The 14,694-nt window shown below is 73.4% G+C and carries 13 protein-coding genes; 11 read left to right on the forward strand and 2 right to left on the reverse strand.

Translation table 11 applies throughout. The features are described 5' to 3' along the window. Window positions 1–32: 32 nt before the first annotated feature. The 11 genes from fabD (at window position 33) to Q3W68_RS22330 (ending at window position 13,735) form a co-directional block, all read left to right on the forward strand. On the forward strand, window positions 33–2,282 hold the full coding sequence (gene fabD / locus Q3W68_RS22280) for an ACP S-malonyltransferase (RefSeq protein WP_302907290.1): 2,250 nt from the start codon (window positions 33–35) through the stop codon (window positions 2,280–2,282). Between the two features lie 45 nt (window positions 2,283–2,327). After that, window positions 2,328–3,269, forward strand: coding sequence for a DUF6039 family protein (locus Q3W68_RS22285; protein ID WP_013476308.1), 942 nt, complete (start codon window positions 2,328–2,330; stop codon window positions 3,267–3,269). 3 nt (window positions 3,270–3,272) lie between these two features. Beyond that, window positions 3,273–5,156 (forward strand): non-ribosomal peptide synthetase, encoded by a 1,884-nt coding sequence (locus Q3W68_RS22290; RefSeq protein ID WP_302907291.1) that lies wholly within the window; start codon window positions 3,273–3,275, stop codon window positions 5,154–5,156. A 1-nt stretch (window position 5,157) separates the two neighbouring features. Further along, entirely contained in the window at window positions 5,158–6,123 is a 966-nt protein-coding gene (locus tag Q3W68_RS22295) for a chlorinating enzyme (protein WP_302907292.1), read from the forward strand. Next, on the forward strand, window positions 6,120–6,350 hold the full coding sequence (locus tag Q3W68_RS22300; RefSeq protein WP_013287026.1) for a phosphopantetheine-binding protein: 231 nt from the start codon (window positions 6,120–6,122) through the stop codon (window positions 6,348–6,350). The genes Q3W68_RS22295 and Q3W68_RS22300 overlap by 4 nt, the downstream gene beginning before the upstream one ends. Continuing rightward, on the forward strand, window positions 6,347–7,585 hold the full coding sequence (locus Q3W68_RS22305; protein WP_302907293.1) for a beta-ketoacyl synthase N-terminal-like domain-containing protein: 1,239 nt from the start codon (window positions 6,347–6,349) through the stop codon (window positions 7,583–7,585). The genes Q3W68_RS22300 and Q3W68_RS22305 overlap by 4 nt, the downstream gene beginning before the upstream one ends. A gap of 6 nt (window positions 7,586–7,591) precedes the next feature. Continuing rightward, window positions 7,592–8,776 (forward strand): NAD(P)/FAD-dependent oxidoreductase, encoded by a 1,185-nt coding sequence (locus tag Q3W68_RS22310; RefSeq protein ID WP_302907294.1) that lies wholly within the window; start codon window positions 7,592–7,594, stop codon window positions 8,774–8,776. Window positions 8,777–8,881: 105 nt separating this feature from the next. After that, window positions 8,882–10,438 carry an ABC transporter substrate-binding protein gene (locus Q3W68_RS22315; RefSeq protein WP_302907295.1) on the forward strand — a complete coding sequence of 519 codons (1,557 nt, stop codon included), beginning with the start codon at window positions 8,882–8,884 and terminating at the stop codon, window positions 10,436–10,438. Then, window positions 10,435–11,391 carry an ABC transporter permease gene (locus tag Q3W68_RS22320; protein ID WP_302907296.1) on the forward strand — a complete coding sequence of 319 codons (957 nt, stop codon included), beginning with the start codon at window positions 10,435–10,437 and terminating at the stop codon, window positions 11,389–11,391. The genes Q3W68_RS22315 and Q3W68_RS22320 overlap by 4 nt, the downstream gene beginning before the upstream one ends. Then, window positions 11,388–12,179, forward strand: coding sequence for an ABC transporter permease (locus Q3W68_RS22325; RefSeq protein ID WP_302907297.1), 792 nt, complete (start codon window positions 11,388–11,390; stop codon window positions 12,177–12,179). Before Q3W68_RS22320 ends, Q3W68_RS22325 begins: the two co-directional genes overlap by 4 nt. After that, window positions 12,176–13,735, forward strand: a complete 1,560-nt coding sequence (locus tag Q3W68_RS22330; RefSeq protein ID WP_302907298.1) for an ABC transporter ATP-binding protein — start codon at window positions 12,176–12,178, stop codon at window positions 13,733–13,735. The genes Q3W68_RS22325 and Q3W68_RS22330 overlap by 4 nt, the downstream gene beginning before the upstream one ends. 65 nt (window positions 13,736–13,800) lie before the next feature. On the opposite strand, the gene Q3W68_RS22335 is transcribed toward Q3W68_RS22330, so the two are convergent. Continuing rightward, the gene (locus tag Q3W68_RS22335; RefSeq protein WP_013287019.1) at window positions 13,801–14,211 is read right to left on the reverse strand and encodes a DUF3224 domain-containing protein; all 411 of its coding nucleotides are present in this window, start codon (window positions 14,209–14,211) and stop codon (window positions 13,801–13,803) included. Window positions 14,212–14,239: 28 nt separating this feature from the next. Further along, window positions 14,240–14,605, reverse strand: a complete 366-nt coding sequence (locus Q3W68_RS22340; protein WP_302907299.1) for a VOC family protein — start codon at window positions 14,603–14,605, stop codon at window positions 14,240–14,242. Window positions 14,606–14,694: the final 89 nt, after the last annotated feature.

The following is a 14,694-nucleotide window of genomic DNA, read 5'->3' on the forward strand; positions in this document are numbered from 1 at the left end:
CGGTGCGTCCGCCGGGCCGGACAGTCCAAGTCGTGTCCACCAGACCGAAGTCCGCCTGGGTGTTCCCGGGGCAGGGCGCGCAGCGCCGGGGCATGGGCGGTGACCTGTTCGACCGCTTCCCGGCCGAGTGCGCCGCGGCCGACCGGATCATCGGCGTACCGGTGGCCCGGCTGTGCCGCGACGACGCCCTGCTCGGCGACACCCGGTACGCGCAGCCGGCGCTGTTCGTGGTCGGCGCGCTCGCCTACCTGACGGCACGCGACCAGGAGCCGCCGCCGGACTACCTCGCCGGGCACAGCCTCGGCGAGTACGCGGCGCTGTTCGCGGCCGGCTGCCTGGACTTCGAGACCGCGCTGCGCCTGGTGTGCCGCCGCGGCGAGATCATGGCGCGGGCGGCCGGCGGCGGCATGCTCGCCGTGCTCGGCGAACGGCTGGACCGGCTGCCCGGTGTGCTCGCCGACGCCGGTGTCGACGACGTGGACGTGGCCAACGACAACGCCGACGGCCAGGTGACGCTCTCCGGCCCGCGCGAGTCGCTGTCGGCGGCGGCGCGGGCGGTCACCGCCGCCGGTCTGGGCCGCTGCGTCCCGCTCCCGGTGGCCGCCGCGTTCCACTCGCGGTACATGCGCGCCGCCGCGGCCGAGTTCGCCGACGTGCTGTCGGAGGTCCGGTTCGCGCCGCCGCGGGTGCCGGTGATCTCCAACGTCACCGCCCGGCCACACGACCCGCTGCTGCTGCCCGACCTGCTCGCCGTGCAGCTGCGCCGCCCGGTGCGGTGGCGCGAGACCATGGCGTACCTGGTCGACCGGGGCGTGCGCACGGTGCGTGAGCTGGGTCCGGGCCGGGTGCTGACGGACCTGTTCCGCCCCGTGCTCGCGGCGGCGCCGGCCGTGCCGGACGGCGGCGAGCCGGGACCGGCGGCGCTCGGCTGTCAGCGGTTCCGCGCCGACTACGGCGTCACGTGGGCCTACCTCGCCGGCTCGATGTACCGCGGCATCAGCTCGGTGGCGATGGTCGCCCGCCTGGGCAGGGCGGGCCTGCTCGGATTCTTCGGCGCGGGTGGCTTCGACCGCGACGAGGTCGAGGCGGTTCTGCGCTCGCTCACCGCGGATCCCGGCCCGGGCCGCTTCGGCATGAACCTGCTGGCGATGCCGGACAACCCGGCGCTGGAGTCGGCGCTGGCGGAGCTGTACGTCCGGCACGACGTCCGCTACGTCGAGGCGGCCGGGTACACCGGCGTCACCGCGGCGCTGGTGCGGTTCCGGTTCGCCGGCGCGCACCTGAGCGCCGACGGCACCCCGGTCGCCGTCCGGCACGTCGTGGCGAAGGTGTCCCGGCCCGAGGTCGCGGCCGCGTTCCTGGCACCACCGCCGGCGTCCGTGCTCGCCGCTCTCGTGGCCGAGGGCGCGCTGTCCGCCGGGGAGGCCGCGGCGGCGGCGCGGCTGCCGGTCAGCGGCGACCTGTGCGCCGAGGCCGACTCGGCCGGGCACACCGACGCGCGGTCCGCGCTGACCCTCGTGCCGGACCTCGTCCTGCTGCGTGACGCGGAGATGCTCCGGCACCGCTACCCGGAGCGGATCCGGGTCGGCGCCGCGGGCGGGCTGGGCACCCCGGAGGCGGTCGCCGCGGCGTTCGTGCTCGGCGCCGACTTCGTGGTCACCGGGTCGGTCAACCAGGCCACCCCGGAGGCCGGGACGTCACCCGAGGTCAAGGATCTGCTGGCGCGCGCCGGGATCCAGGACACGGCGTACGCGCCGGCCGGTGACACGTTCGAGTTCGGTTCCCGCGTGCAGGTGCTGCGCCGCGGCACGATGTTCGCGGCGCGGGCCACCCAGCTGCTCCAGCTCTACCACCGCTACGGCACCTGGGACGAGGTGCCCGCCGCGATCCGCGACGCCGTGGAACGGACCACCTTCCGCCGGCCGTTCGCGCAGGTGTGGCGGGAGACCGAGCGGCACTACCGGGCCACCGGCCGGGCCGCGGAGGTGGAACGGGCCGACCCGCGCCGGCGGATGGCCCTGGCGTTCAAGTGGTACTTCGCCCACGCCACGGACGTGGCGCTGCGCGGGGACACCACGGAGCGGGCGAACTTCCAGGTCCACACCGGACCGGCGATGGGCGCCTTCAACAGGTACGTCCGCGGCACCGAACTGGCCGACTGGCGGCTGCGGCATGTCGACGTCATCGCCGAACTGCTGATGCGCGGTGCGGCCGACGTCCTGCGCCGGCACTGTCCGCCGGTGGCCATTAGTGAGCAGAGCGGCTGCTCCGATGCTGACTAGCGTGTCCGGGCGCCCACCGAACCAGCCGAAGCGAAGGAGTCTCCGATGACCACCACATCGAGTCCGCCGTTCGTGTTGCCGACCGCCCAGGCCCAGACCTCGATCGACCGGGCCGCGATCCTGCACTCGGGCAACGCCGGCGTGATCGTCGAACGGGTCGGTCAGTTGCGTGCCGAGTTCCGCTCCGAGGCCCGGCAGTTCGCCCGGGAGCTGTCGGAGTACCTCAACACCAACTACGCCGGCATCATCACGGTGTTCGTCTACGAGGAGACCTTCGGCACGAAGGACCGCCTCCACTGGCTGATGCACCTGAAGTCGCTGCACGCGTACGAGACGCTGATCGAGATGGGCAGCCGCGACGCCGGGTGGCGGGACATCATCATGCGCCAGCGCATCGACCCCGCGCGCGGCGGCGGCACGTGGGACCGGATGTTCCTCGACGGGGACCTGCACGAGACGGTGCTCATCCCGTCGGCCTTCGGCATGTACGGCACGTCGGACGAGACGCCAGACTCGGTGCGGACCACCGAGGGCGCGGCCACGTTCACCGTGCCCACCGCGCAGCTCCAGACCGACGTGCCGGTCGAGGACCAGCTCAACTCCGCCACCTGCGGCATCCTCATGCACCGCACCGGCGAGCTGCGCTACGAGTTCCGCGCCGAGGGGCGCGCGTTCGCCCGGGCGCTGTGCGAGAGCTGGAACCGGGCGCTGGCCGGCCACGCCACCATCTACCTGTACGAGGAGGCGTTCGGCCGGTCCGACCGCATCCACCACTTCATCCACCTGAAGTCGCTCAGCTCGTACTACACGCTGATGGGCGTCCGCGCGATGAGCGACCCGGCCACCCGCGAGGTGTTCACCCGCCAGTGGATCCCGGAGGAGAAGGGCGGCGGGGGCTGGGAGCGGATGTTCGTCCAGTCCAGCCTGTCCGACCTGTCGCTCACGCCCCAGCACTGGGGCATGTACGCCACCAAGACGGAGCGGTGACCGATGCCCGTGACTGACTGCCTGCACACGATCTTCGCCCGGCGGGCGGCGGAACAGCCGCACCGGATCGCGGTGACCTGCGGCGACCACCGGCTGTCCTACAGCGAGCTGGACCGGCTGTCCGGTGAGCTGGCCGAGCGGCTGCGCGGGTACGGGGTGCGCCCCGGCGTCCATGTCGGAGTGTGCGTCGACCGCTCGGTCGACCTGGTCGTGTCCGTCCTGGCGGTGGTCAAGGCGGGTGGCGCCTACGTGCCGGTGGACGCCGAGCATCCGGCCGCGCGGGTCGCGGCGGTGCTGGCCGGCAGCCGGGTTCCGGTGACGGTGGCGGTGACCCGGACCGCCGACTCGCTCGCGGAGTGGTCGGGCCCGGTGCTGTGGGCCGACGACAGCGAGGACGACGACGCCGCCGACGACGGGGACACCGACGGCGAGGACCCGCAGGGCGAGGTCACGGCGGCCGGGGTCACGGCGGCCGGGGTCACGGCCGCCGACGGTACGGCGGAGCGGACCGGCGGCACCGACGCCGTGCGGGAGCCCGCCGCCGAGGCCGGGCCGGACGACCCGGCGTACGTCATCCACACGTCGGGTTCCACCGGGGCGCCGAAGGGCGTTGAGGTGACCCACCGCAGCGTCGTGGCGCTGCTGGAGCACGGCATCGGACGGTTCGGCTTCGGCAGCGACGACACGTGGACGCTGTTCCACTCGATCGGCTTCGACTTCTCCGTCTGGGAGCTGTGGGGCGCGCTGCTGTCCGGCGGCCGGCTCGTCGTCGTACCGGGGCGCGTGGCCCGGACCCCGGCGCTGATGCTGGACCTGGTGCGGCGCGAACAGGTAACGGTGCTCAACCAGACCCCGTCGGCGTTCCGCCAGCTCGCCGCCGCCTACCTGGCCGACGAGGGCCCGGACGAGCTGCGCCTGGTGGTGTTCGGCGGCGAGCGGCTCGACGTCGGGGTGCTGGCGCCGTGGATCGCCCGGCGCGGCGACGACCGGCCGGAGCTGGTCAACATGTACGGCATCACCGAGGTGACGGTGCACGCCACCGCCCGCCGGATCGTCGCGGCGGACCTCGACCGGCCGTCGGTGAGCCCGATCGGCCGGCCCCTGCCCGGCGTCCGGATCGAGCTGCGCGACGAGACCGGCGCGGCGGTGCCCGACGGCACACCGGGGGAGCTGTACGTGGCGGGCGCCGGGCTTGCGCGGGGCTACCTGCACCAGCCGGAGCTGACCGCCGAACGGTTCGTCACGTCCGGAGGTGAGCGCTGGTACCGCTCCGGCGACCGGGCCGTGCGGACCGACGGCGACCTGGTCTACCTCGGCCGGGTCGACAGGCAGTTGAAGGTCCGCGGCTACCGGATCGAGCCGGGTGAGGTCGAGGCGGCGGTCCTGGCCCACCCCGGCGTGGGCACCGCGCTGGTGACCGCCCAGGACTTCGGCGAGGGCGACGTACGCCTGGTCGCCTACGTCACGCCCCCGCCGGGCGCGGACCCGGACACGCTCACCGAGGCGGACCTCGCCGCGACCGTGGCGGACCTGCCCGGCTACCTGCGGCCGTCCCGCTTCCACGTGGTCGCCGACATCCCGCTCACCGTGCAGGGCAAGGCCGACGTGGCGGTCCTGGACCGCCTGACCGAACCGGCCGGCGACGACGCCGTGTCCGGGGTGAAGGCGATCGCCGACGAGGTGCTGCGCCGTGACGTGCCGGTGGACGGCGACCTGTTCGACCTCGGCGCCACGTCGCTGGCCCTCACCCGGATCGTGGCCATGGTGAACGACCGGTTCGGCATCGCGCTGACCGGCGCGGAGATGGAGGAACCCACGGTCGGGTGCCTCGCCGAGGTGGTGGACGCGTCCCGACGCCACCATTCCCTGCAACAGGTAGGAGGATGACATGGAGGACGACTACACCCTCACCGACGAGGAGCTGGCCGACTTCCACCGCAACGGGTACTTCGGCCCGTTCCCGGTGTACGAGGTCGAGGAGATGCAGCGTCGGTGGCGGCGGGAACGGCTGCGCCTGCTGGACCGCTCGCACGCGGTCTACCAGGACGAGGCCGCGCTCTCCGGCAACACCAACATCTCCAACTACGACCGGCACCTGGACAACGAGTTCCTGGCCGACCACGTCTGCCACCCGCGCATCGTCGACCGCGTCGTCAGCGTGCTCGGCCCGGACGTGCAGTGCTGGCGGTCGGAGTTCTTCCCCAAGTACCCCGGCGACGAGGGCACCGACTGGCACCAGGCCGACACGTTCGCCAACGCCTCCGGCAAGCCGCAGATCCTCTGGCCCGGCGACGCGAAGGACTTCGGCGGCACGATCACCGTCTGGACGGCCTTCACCGAGGCCAACGAGGAGACCGGGTGCCTCCAGTTCATCCCGGGCACCCACCGGACGATGTTCTACGACGAGACCAAGCGCATGCACTACGACCCGTCCTCCATCAACAGCACCGACAAGGACGGCGTACGCCGCGGCTTCTTCGGCTACGACTACCGCGAGCTGCAGATCGACCCGGACTGGAAGCCCGACGAGTCCAAGGCGGTGTCGATGGTGATGCGGCCCGGCGAGGCGATCATGTTCTGGTCCACGCTGATGCACGCGTCGCTGCCGCACGCCGGGCGGACCGAGGAGATGCGGCTCGGCTTCGCCGGCCGGTACGTGCCGGTGTCGGTGGACGTCTACCCGGACACCGATGTCATCGAGGAGTACGGCGGCGCCGTGTCGCTGGACCGCTGGGGCTCGGTGCTCGTCGCGGGAGACAACGGCAACCCGCACAACCGGATGGCGACCGAGACCACTCGGGGTCACCGGTTCACCCGGCGGGACCGCTCCGGGGCGCGGGTGTCACCGGCATGACCGTCTTCGAGGTCGTGAAGGCGAGCCTCGTCGAGGTCGTCCCGGACGTCGACCCGGCGAGTGTCACCGCCGGGCGCACGCTGAGCGACCTCGGCTGCACGAGCATCGACCGGGCCGAGGTCGTGACGCTGGCCATGGAGCGGCTCGGCATCGTGGTGCCGATTTCCGAGTTCCGCGACGTCAACGACCTCGACCGGATCGTCGAGCTGCTGCGGACACACATGTGAGCACGGTCGCGGTGACCGGCACCGGGATCGTCTGCGCGATCGGGGCGGACGTCCCGTCGTTCACCACGGCGCTGCGGGCGGGCCGCAGCGGTGTCGTCGGCACCGCTGACGGCCTGGCCGCGCCGATCACCGGGTGGTCGTTCGAGGACGCGGTGGCCGGCGCACCCGAGCCGCTGCGCCGCCGGGCGGTCCGGGCCGCGGCCCGGGCGCCGCGGCCGGTGCGGGCCGCCGTCGCGGCGGCGCTCCAGGCGTGGACCGGGGCCGGCCTGCCCGGTGCCCGGATCCCCGGCGACCGGGTCGGCATCGTGGTGGCCGGGCACAACCTGACCGCGCGCTACACGCACGATCTGTACCGGACGTGGCAGGAACGGCCGGCGTACCTGCCGGCCCGGTTCGCCCTGCACGTCCAGGACACCGACCACGTCGGCACGCTCAGCGAGGTGCTGTCCGCGACCGGCGAGGGGTTCACCGTCGGCGGGGCGTCGGCCAGCGGCAACGTCGGCATCGTGCACGCCGCCCGGCTGGTCGCCGCCGGCGCGGTGGACTGCTGCGTCCTGGTCGGCGCGGTCACCGAGCTGACACCGATGCACCACCGGGGCTTCGCCGTGCTCGGCGCGCTCGCCGAGCCGGGCGGCGACCCGGCCGCCGCCTGCCGGCCGTTCGACCGGGACCGGCACGGTTTCGTACCCGGCGAGGCCGCCGCGGCGCTGGTGCTGGAACGCCCGGCTGCCGCGGCCCGGCGCGGTGCGGAGGTCCTGGCGACGGTGCCCGGGTACGCGCTCGGCCTGGACGCCAACCGGCTCGCCGACCCCGACGCGGCCGGGCAGGCCCGCGTGATCCGGGCCGCCCTGGCCGCCGCGGGGCTGGCCCCGCACGAGGTGGACTACGTCAACGCCCACGCCACCGGTTCCCGGCTGGGCGACGAGACGGAACTCGCGTCGCTGCACGACGTGCTCGGCGCCGCCGCCGGCCGGCCGTGGGTGAACGCCACCAAGGCGCTGACCGGTCACTGCCTCGGCTCGGCCGGGGTGGTCGAGGCTGTCGCCACGGTCGCGCAGCTCACCGGCGGCTTCGTGCACCCCAACCCGAACCTGGCCCGACCGATCGACGCCCGGATCCGGTTCGCCGGCGCCGGGCCCGAGCCCGCCCGGCTGCGGTACGCGCTGTCCACCGGCTTCGGCTTCGGGGGCGTCAACACAGCCGTGGTCCTCGCCCGTACCGCCGATGGAGGTTGAACGATCATGTACGACGTCGTCGTCGTCGGGGCCCGCTGTGCGGGCGCGCCGACCGCCATGCTCCTGGCCCGCCAGGGCCACCGGGTGCTGCTGCTGGACCGCAGCGGCTTCCCGGCCGACAAGCTCTCCACGCTCTACATCCAGCAGCCGGGCGTCGCACGGCTGGCCCGCTGGGGCCTGCTGGACGCGCTGCGGGCCACCGGTTGCCCGCCGCTGGACCACGTCGTCTACGAGCTGGGTGACGTACGCGTCGAGGGCTGCTGCAGCGGCATCGACGGCATCCGCGCGGCGTACGCGCCCCGCCGCTCGATCCTGGACCCGCTGCTGGCCGGTGCCGCGGTCGACGCGGGCGCCGAGTTCCGCGACGACTGCCGGGTCACCGGCCTGCTGTGGGAGGACGACCGGGTCGTCGGGGTGCGCACCGACCGCGGGGACGAGCGGGCCGCGCTGGTCGTCGGCGCCGACGGGATGCGCTCCACGGTCGCCGGGCTCGTCAACGCGCCGACGACGACCGCCCACCCGCCGCTGACCTGCGCGTACTACGCGTTCTGGGACGGGCCGAAGACGCACTTCGAGATGTACGAGGGCGACACCGGCTGGGTGTCGGCGGTGCCGACGAACGACGGCGCGGTGCTCATCGCCGCCTACTACCCGCAGCAGCGCTTCGACGAGGTCCGGCACGACGCGCGCGCGGCCTACCTCGACAACGTGCGGACCAACGCGCCGCGGCTGTACGAGCAGATGGAGCGCGGCCGGCAGATCGGGGCCGTGCACGGCACCGGCGACCAGCAGAACTTCTTCCGCCGTGCGCACGGCCCCGGCTGGGCGCTCGCCGGCGACGCCGGCCACCACAAGGACTCGCTGACCGCGCGCGGCATCTCCGACGCGTTCATGCAGGCCGACCTGCTCGCCGAGACGGTGGGCGAGTACCTGGGGGACCGGACACGGCTCGACGCCGCGCTGGCCGACTACGACCGGGAACGCGAGCAGCGGCTGATGGAGAACTACCAGGCGACCCTGCTGGTGGCCCAGGCCGAGGCGCGGGACAAGCGCCGGGCGCTGCTGCGCGCCGTCGGCAGCAGTCCCGAGCTGACCACCCGCTACTTCGACGCGGTGGCCGGGATCGTCTCGCTGCGGGAGCTGTACACCCCGGAACTGATGGCGCTGATGTCCGCCCCGACGGCCACCTGACACCGCGCCCTATTGAGCAGACACCCGTGCCGATGATCGGCGACCGTCAGATCCGCAGACGTCTTGCGATCCGATTTCACCGGCACGACTTTTTGTGGAGGAACCATGTCGCCCACCCCGTACGACTCGCCGTTCAATCGCCGCGCGCTGCTCCGGATGGGCCTCGTCGCGGGCGCCGCGGTGGCCGGCGTGCCGCTGCTGTCGGCCTGCGGCGACGACGAGGAGCCGTCGCCGGCGGCGGCCGGCGGGGGGTCGCTGGCGGTGCTGAAGGTGGGCGCGCCGAACGCGGTCACCGACGCCGAGGCCGGCAACCCGCTGCTGACCAGCATCGGCGCGACGCTCATCGTCATGCGGCACGTGTACGACTCGCTGATGGTGCTCGACAACGGCGAGTACAAGTACCAGCTCGCCGAGTCGGTGCAGCCCAACGCCGACGGCAGCGTGTGGACGATCAACCTGCGTTCCGGGGTGACGTTCCACGACGGCAAGCCGGTCACCGCCGCCGACGTGGTGCACAGCATCCGTACGCTCGGCGCCAAGCCCAGCAACCGGGCCTCCGTCTACGCCAACGTCGACCTCGCCAAGGTGACGGCCGTCGACGACCGCACGGTCACCGTGCCGCTGCTCACCGCGCGCGGTGACTTCAAGGAAGCCGTCCTCGTCGTCTTCTCGCCGGTCTTCCCGGCCGGTATGACCGAGTTCAGCAAGCCGATCGGGTCGGGCCCGTACCGGCTGGCCGAGCGTAACGGCACCACGACCCGGCTGGTCGCCAACGAGCAGTACTGGGGTGGCAAGCCGAGCGTCGCCGAACTCCAGGTGGTCGGCATCCTCGACGCCGGCGCCCGGCTGTCGGCGCTGAAGGCGGGGCAGGTCGACTACGCCGTCAGCATCAGCTCCACCGGCGCGAAGACCGAGGCGGCGAACAGCGAGCTGACAGTCGTCCGCGGCGGCCCGGCGAACGCCAACGCGCTGTCGTTCGCGATGAACCAGAAGCTCGCGCCGTTCGACGACGCCCGGGTCCGCCAGGCGGTCCGGCTCGCGGTGGACCGGCAGGCGCTGGTCGACAACGCGCTGCTCGGGCTCGGCTCGACCGCCGACGACGTGGTCGGCAAGAGCCTGCCCGGCTACGCCGACCTGCCGGCGCGCGCCCGCGACGTGGAGCAGGCGAAGCGGCTGTTCGCCGAGGCCGGGATCACGAAGCTGACGCTGCGGACCGGCGAGCTCGTCCCCGGCATGCTCAACGCCAGCCGGCTGCTGGCCCAGCAGCTCAAGGAGGCGGGCGTCGAGCTGACCCTCCAGGAGATCTCGCCCGACGCCTACTACGCCGACCTCACCACGCTGGCCACGCACCCGTTCCAGGCGTTCTACTACGTCAACCGGCCGGCCGCCGTGCACCTGTCGGCGGTCACCCACGGCAAGGCGCCGTTCAACGTCACCGGCACGTCGGCCGCCTACCAGGAGCGGCTGGCGAAGGCCCAGGCGACAGTCGACGACAACGCCCGCGCGGAGGCGTTCAAGGCGTTGCAGGAGGAGTTCTACAAGGAGGGCGGCGACCTGCTGTGGGGCTTCCAGGAGCAGCTCGACGCCGCCCGTAAGGGGATCAGCGGGGTCCGCACGATGCAGTCGATCCAGCTGTTCGACCGGGCGACCGGGCCGGCGTGACCGCGCTCGGGTTCCTGGCCCGACGGCTGCTGGCGACGGTGGCCACGCTGTTCGCGGTGGCGGTGGTGCTCTTCGCCGGCTCGGAGGTGCTCCCGGGTGACGCCGCGTCGGCGTCACTCGGGCCCGACGCCACCATCGAGGAGGTCGCGCAGCGCCGTGCCGAACTCGGCGTCGACCGGCCCTGGCCGGTGCGGTTCGTCGAGTGGGGGACCGCGGCGCTGCGCCTCGACCTGGGCACCAGCACCTCGATGCACCGGCCGGTGGTGGACGTCGTGGCCGAGCCGCTGGCCGCCACCGGCCTCCTGGTCGGCCTCACCGCGGCGGTGACGGTGCCGCTGGCGATGGGACTGGGGCTGCTCACCGGGCTGCGGCCGGGCGGCCGGGTGGACCGGGCGGTGTCGGCGGTCGCGGTGGTGGCGGTGTCGATCCCGCAGTTCGTCACCGCCGGCCTGCTCGTGCTGGTCTTCGCCGACCTGTGGCCGCTGCTGCCGGCGATCTCGCTCCCGCCGCTGGGCGGCGGACCGCTGGACCGGCCGGAGATCCTGGTGCTGCCGGTGGCCGCGCTGACGCTGTTCGGCGCGGCGTGGGCGAGCCGGATCGTGCGGGCCACGGTCATCGACGCGGACGCGATGCCCCACGTCGAGGCGGCCCGGCTGGCCGGGCTGCCCGAGCGGGTGGTCGTGGCGCGGCACCTGCTGCCCGCGGCGGCGCCGCCGTGCGCGCAGACGTTCGCGTGGCTCCTGTCCGGGCTGTTCGGCGGCACCACAGTGGTCGAGGTGGTCTTCAACTACCCGGGCCTGTCGCAGACGCTGGTGGCGGCGGTCCGCAACCACGACACCGCCGTCCTGGAGGGGGTCGGGCTGCTCCTCGCCGCGATCATCCTCGTCTCGTTCGTCGTGGCCGACCTGCTCGTCCTCGCGGTCGACCCCCGGCTGCGGGTGGCCGCCCGATGAGGGCCGCGCGGTGGCTGCTCGCCGGAACGGCCGCAGCCGTGGTGCTGCTCGTGCTGGGCGTCGCGTTGTTCGGCCCGCTGTTCGCCGGCGAGCCGGAGCGGATCGTCGGGCTGCCCTACAGCGCGCCGACGGCGGGCAGCCCGCTGGGCACCGACAGCGCCGGACGGGACGTGCTGGACCGGGTGCTGGCCGGCGGCCGGCCGCTGGTGGCCGTGCCGGTGGTGGCGACGATCCTGGCAACCGTGCTCGGCCTGGTGCTGGGCCTGCTCGGCGGCTACTTCGCCGGGATCACCGACGCCGTGGTGTCCCGGCTGGACTACCTGCTGCTGGGCCTGCCGCCGGTGCTGATCCTGCTGGTGCTGCTGCACGGCTGGGGGTACAGCGCCACGACGATGACCATCGTGGTGGTGCTGACCGGCACGCCGTTCGTCTCCCGCGTGACCCGGGCCGAGACGCTCCGCGCGGTCGAGGACGGCTACGTGGTGGCCGCCTACGCCGGCGGCGACTCGCACCTGTCGGTGATCGTCCGGGAGATCCTGCCGAACATCGTCCGGCCGGTGCTCGCCGACTTCGGCACCCGCCTCGCCATCGCGGTCACGCTGACAGCGGCGGCGGCGTTCCTCGGCTTCGGCTCCAGCGGCCCGAACTGGGGGGCCATGATCAGCCAGAACGTCGAGGGCATCCAGCTCACCCCGTGGGGCGTGGCGGTGCCGGCGGTCCTGCTCGGTGTGCTCACCGTCGCCGCGAACCTCGGCATCGACCGGATCGTCGGGCGGGTGCTGCGATGATCGAGATCAGTGGGCTGCGGGTCGAGGACACCGCCGGGCGGGCCGTCCTGGAGAACCTGTCGTTGCGCGTCGCCGAGGGCGAGCGGGTCGCCGTCGTCGGCGAGTCCGGGGCGGGCAAGACGACGCTGGCGATGGCCCTCGTCGGGGCGGTACGGCGCGGGCTGCGGGTGGCCGCAGGCACGGTCGTGGTCGACGGGCACGACGTGCTGACGGCCTCCGGCGCCGAGGTGCGCCGGGTCCGGCGGCGGGTGCTGGCGTACCTCCCGCAGGATCCGCCGTCGGCGCTGAGCCCGACGTTGCGGGTGCGGGCGCAGATCCGCGAGCTGGCCGCGGACCGGTCCGACGCGGCCGTGAGCCGTGGGCTGGTCGAGGTGGGCCTGCCCGGCGACCGGGCCTTCCTGCGCCGGTACCCGCACCAGCTCTCGGGCGGTCAGCAGCAACGCCTGGCGCTGGCCCGGCTGCTGGCCGGCGACCCGCGCGGCCTGGTGCTCGACGAGCCGACCACGGGCCTGGACGGGCTGGTGCGCAAACAGGTGCTCGACCAGTTGGACCGGCTCTCCGCCGACCGCGGGCTGGCGGTCGTGTTCGTCACCCACGACCTCGCGGCGGCGGCCCGGATGACCGATCGCCTGATCGTGCTGCGGGGCGGTGTCGTGGTGGAGCAGGGACCGACCGCGCAGGTGCTCACCCGACCGGCCGCCGCGTACACCCGGGACCTGCTCGCCGCGGTGCCGGACCTGCCGGCGGAGATGCGCCGTCGCGCCGCCACTCCGGAGCGGGGCGCGGAGGTCCTGACCGTGTCCGGGCTGACGGTGCCGCGGGGTGGCCGGGTCGTCCTGGACGACGTGTCCCTGCGGTTGCGTGCCGGCGAGGCGCTGGCCCTGCTGGGCACGTCGGGCTGCGGCAAGACGACGCTCGCCCGGGCCGTCGTCGGAACGCTGCGCCCCAGCTCGGGCCGGGTGACGCTGTCCGGCGAGGTCCTGGAGCCGACGCTCGGGCGCCGGCCGGTGCAGCAGCGACGCCGCTTGCAGCTCATCCCGCAGGACTCCGGCGGGTCGCTGAACCCGCGGCGGCCGGTGGGCGCGGCGATCGGCCGGGTGGTCCGCCTGGCCGGTGGGCTGACGGCCGAGGCGGCCGCGGCGGAGACCCGCCGGCTGATGGGGCTCGTCGGCCTGCCGGGGGAGCTGGCGTCGCGGCTGCCGCGGGAGCTGTCCGGCGGGCAGCGGCAACGCGTCGCGATCGCCCGCGCGCTCGCCGCCGGGGCCGACGTGCTCGTCTGCGACGAGATCACGTCGAACCTCGACGCCCAGGTGGCGGCCTCGGTCCTGGCGCTGCTCGACTCGCTGCGGCGGACCCTGGGCCTGGCGGTGCTCATCGTGACGCACGACCTCGGTGTGATCGCCCGCAACGCGGACCGGGTCGCCGTGCTCAGCGGGGGGCGGATCGTCGAGGAGGGGACTGTCGAGCAGGTGTTCGGCAACCCGCGCCACGAGGCGAGCAGGATGCTGCTGGACGCCGCGCGGCCTGTCACGGCGGCGGCGGCGGACGTGCCGTGAGCGCCCGAGACGAAGGGCCGCTACCGGGGAAACCGGGAGCGGCCCTCCGTCTCGGTCTCAGGACGTCAGACGAGTTCGTCGAGGAGCTCGTAGTTCAGCGTGAAGGTGTGGCTGCCGTCCTCCAGCTTGCGCATGGTGGCGGTGCCCTGAATGCCGGCGAGCCCTTCGGTGCCGGTCCCCGGCACGATGTGCCACTCGGCGCCGCCCTCCTCGTCGCTCATCAATCCGACGGCCTGGTGCTGGAGCATGAAACTGCCCTTGGAACCGCCGATCGACACTTCGATCACCTCGTGACCGACGTATCCGGCGCCGCCCTTGCCATAGGCGAACAGGAACTGCGCGCGGCTGGTGCCCTCGAGTTCACCGGAATACGTCTTGGTGACCGAGGCCCGCGAGAATTTCATGCCGTCGGGGGTCTCCTGCCACTCGTCTTCGTCCCAGGAGTCGAGCGTAAATGAAGCGGTCGCGGTGCTCACCTTGTCTCATTCCTTCCGTGGTTCTTTTTCAGTCCCAAACCGAGGCGCAGAACGGGTGACCGGCCGGGTCGAGGAAGACCCGCCACTTCGCGTCGCCGGGCTGGTCGGCGGGTTTCGTCGCACCCAGGCGCAGTAACTCGGTCTCGGCCGTCTCGATGTCGTCGACGGCCAGGTCGAGGTGCAGTTGCTGGGGAACCGTCTGCCCGGGCCACTCCGGAGGCCGGTAGTTCTCCACCCGCTGCAACGCCACGGCGACGCCGTCACCGTTGCGGAGGAACGCGCCCGACTCCGACTCGTGCACCGGCTCCAGGCCGGCCGCTTCCCGGTAGAAGGCCACCAGCGGGGCTATTTCGGAACAATCCAGTGTTACCGCCGCCAAGCGACCGACAGCCATTCACGTCTCCTGGAGATTGTCGTCCGATCGAAAGCGTGGCCCGAGCCTAGCAATCCGCCGTCGTCCACGCCACGGTTACCGGGTGTGTC

This window comes from Micromonospora sp. C28ISP2-4 (assembly GCF_030519385.1).
In the GTDB taxonomy this organism is placed as follows: Bacteria; Actinomycetota; Actinomycetes; order Mycobacteriales; family Micromonosporaceae; genus Micromonospora; species Micromonospora tulbaghiae.

What these genes read in the sequence shown, in the direction of transcription:
- Q3W68_RS22330 (WP_302907298.1), top strand. Translation starts at nt 12,176, where the DNA reads ATGATCGAGATCAGTGGGCTGCGGGTCGAGGACACCGCCGGGCGGGCC.
- Q3W68_RS22290 (WP_302907291.1), top strand. Translation starts at nt 3,273, where the DNA reads ATGCCCGTGACTGACTGCCTGCACACGATCTTCGCCCGGCGGGCGGCG.
- Q3W68_RS22300 (WP_013287026.1), top strand. Translation starts at nt 6,120, where the DNA reads ATGACCGTCTTCGAGGTCGTGAAGGCGAGCCTCGTCGAGGTCGTCCCG.
- Q3W68_RS22310 (WP_302907294.1), top strand. Translation starts at nt 7,592, where the DNA reads ATGTACGACGTCGTCGTCGTCGGGGCCCGCTGTGCGGGCGCGCCGACC.
- Q3W68_RS22295 (WP_302907292.1), top strand. Translation starts at nt 5,158, where the DNA reads ATGGAGGACGACTACACCCTCACCGACGAGGAGCTGGCCGACTTCCAC.
- Q3W68_RS22315 (WP_302907295.1), top strand. Translation starts at nt 8,882, where the DNA reads ATGTCGCCCACCCCGTACGACTCGCCGTTCAATCGCCGCGCGCTGCTC.
- Q3W68_RS22325 (WP_302907297.1), top strand. Translation starts at nt 11,388, where the DNA reads ATGAGGGCCGCGCGGTGGCTGCTCGCCGGAACGGCCGCAGCCGTGGTG.
- Q3W68_RS22340 (WP_302907299.1), bottom strand. Translation starts at nt 14,605, where the DNA reads ATGGCTGTCGGTCGCTTGGCGGCGGTAACACTGGATTGTTCCGAAATA.
- Q3W68_RS22285 (WP_013476308.1), top strand. Translation starts at nt 2,328, where the DNA reads ATGACCACCACATCGAGTCCGCCGTTCGTGTTGCCGACCGCCCAGGCC.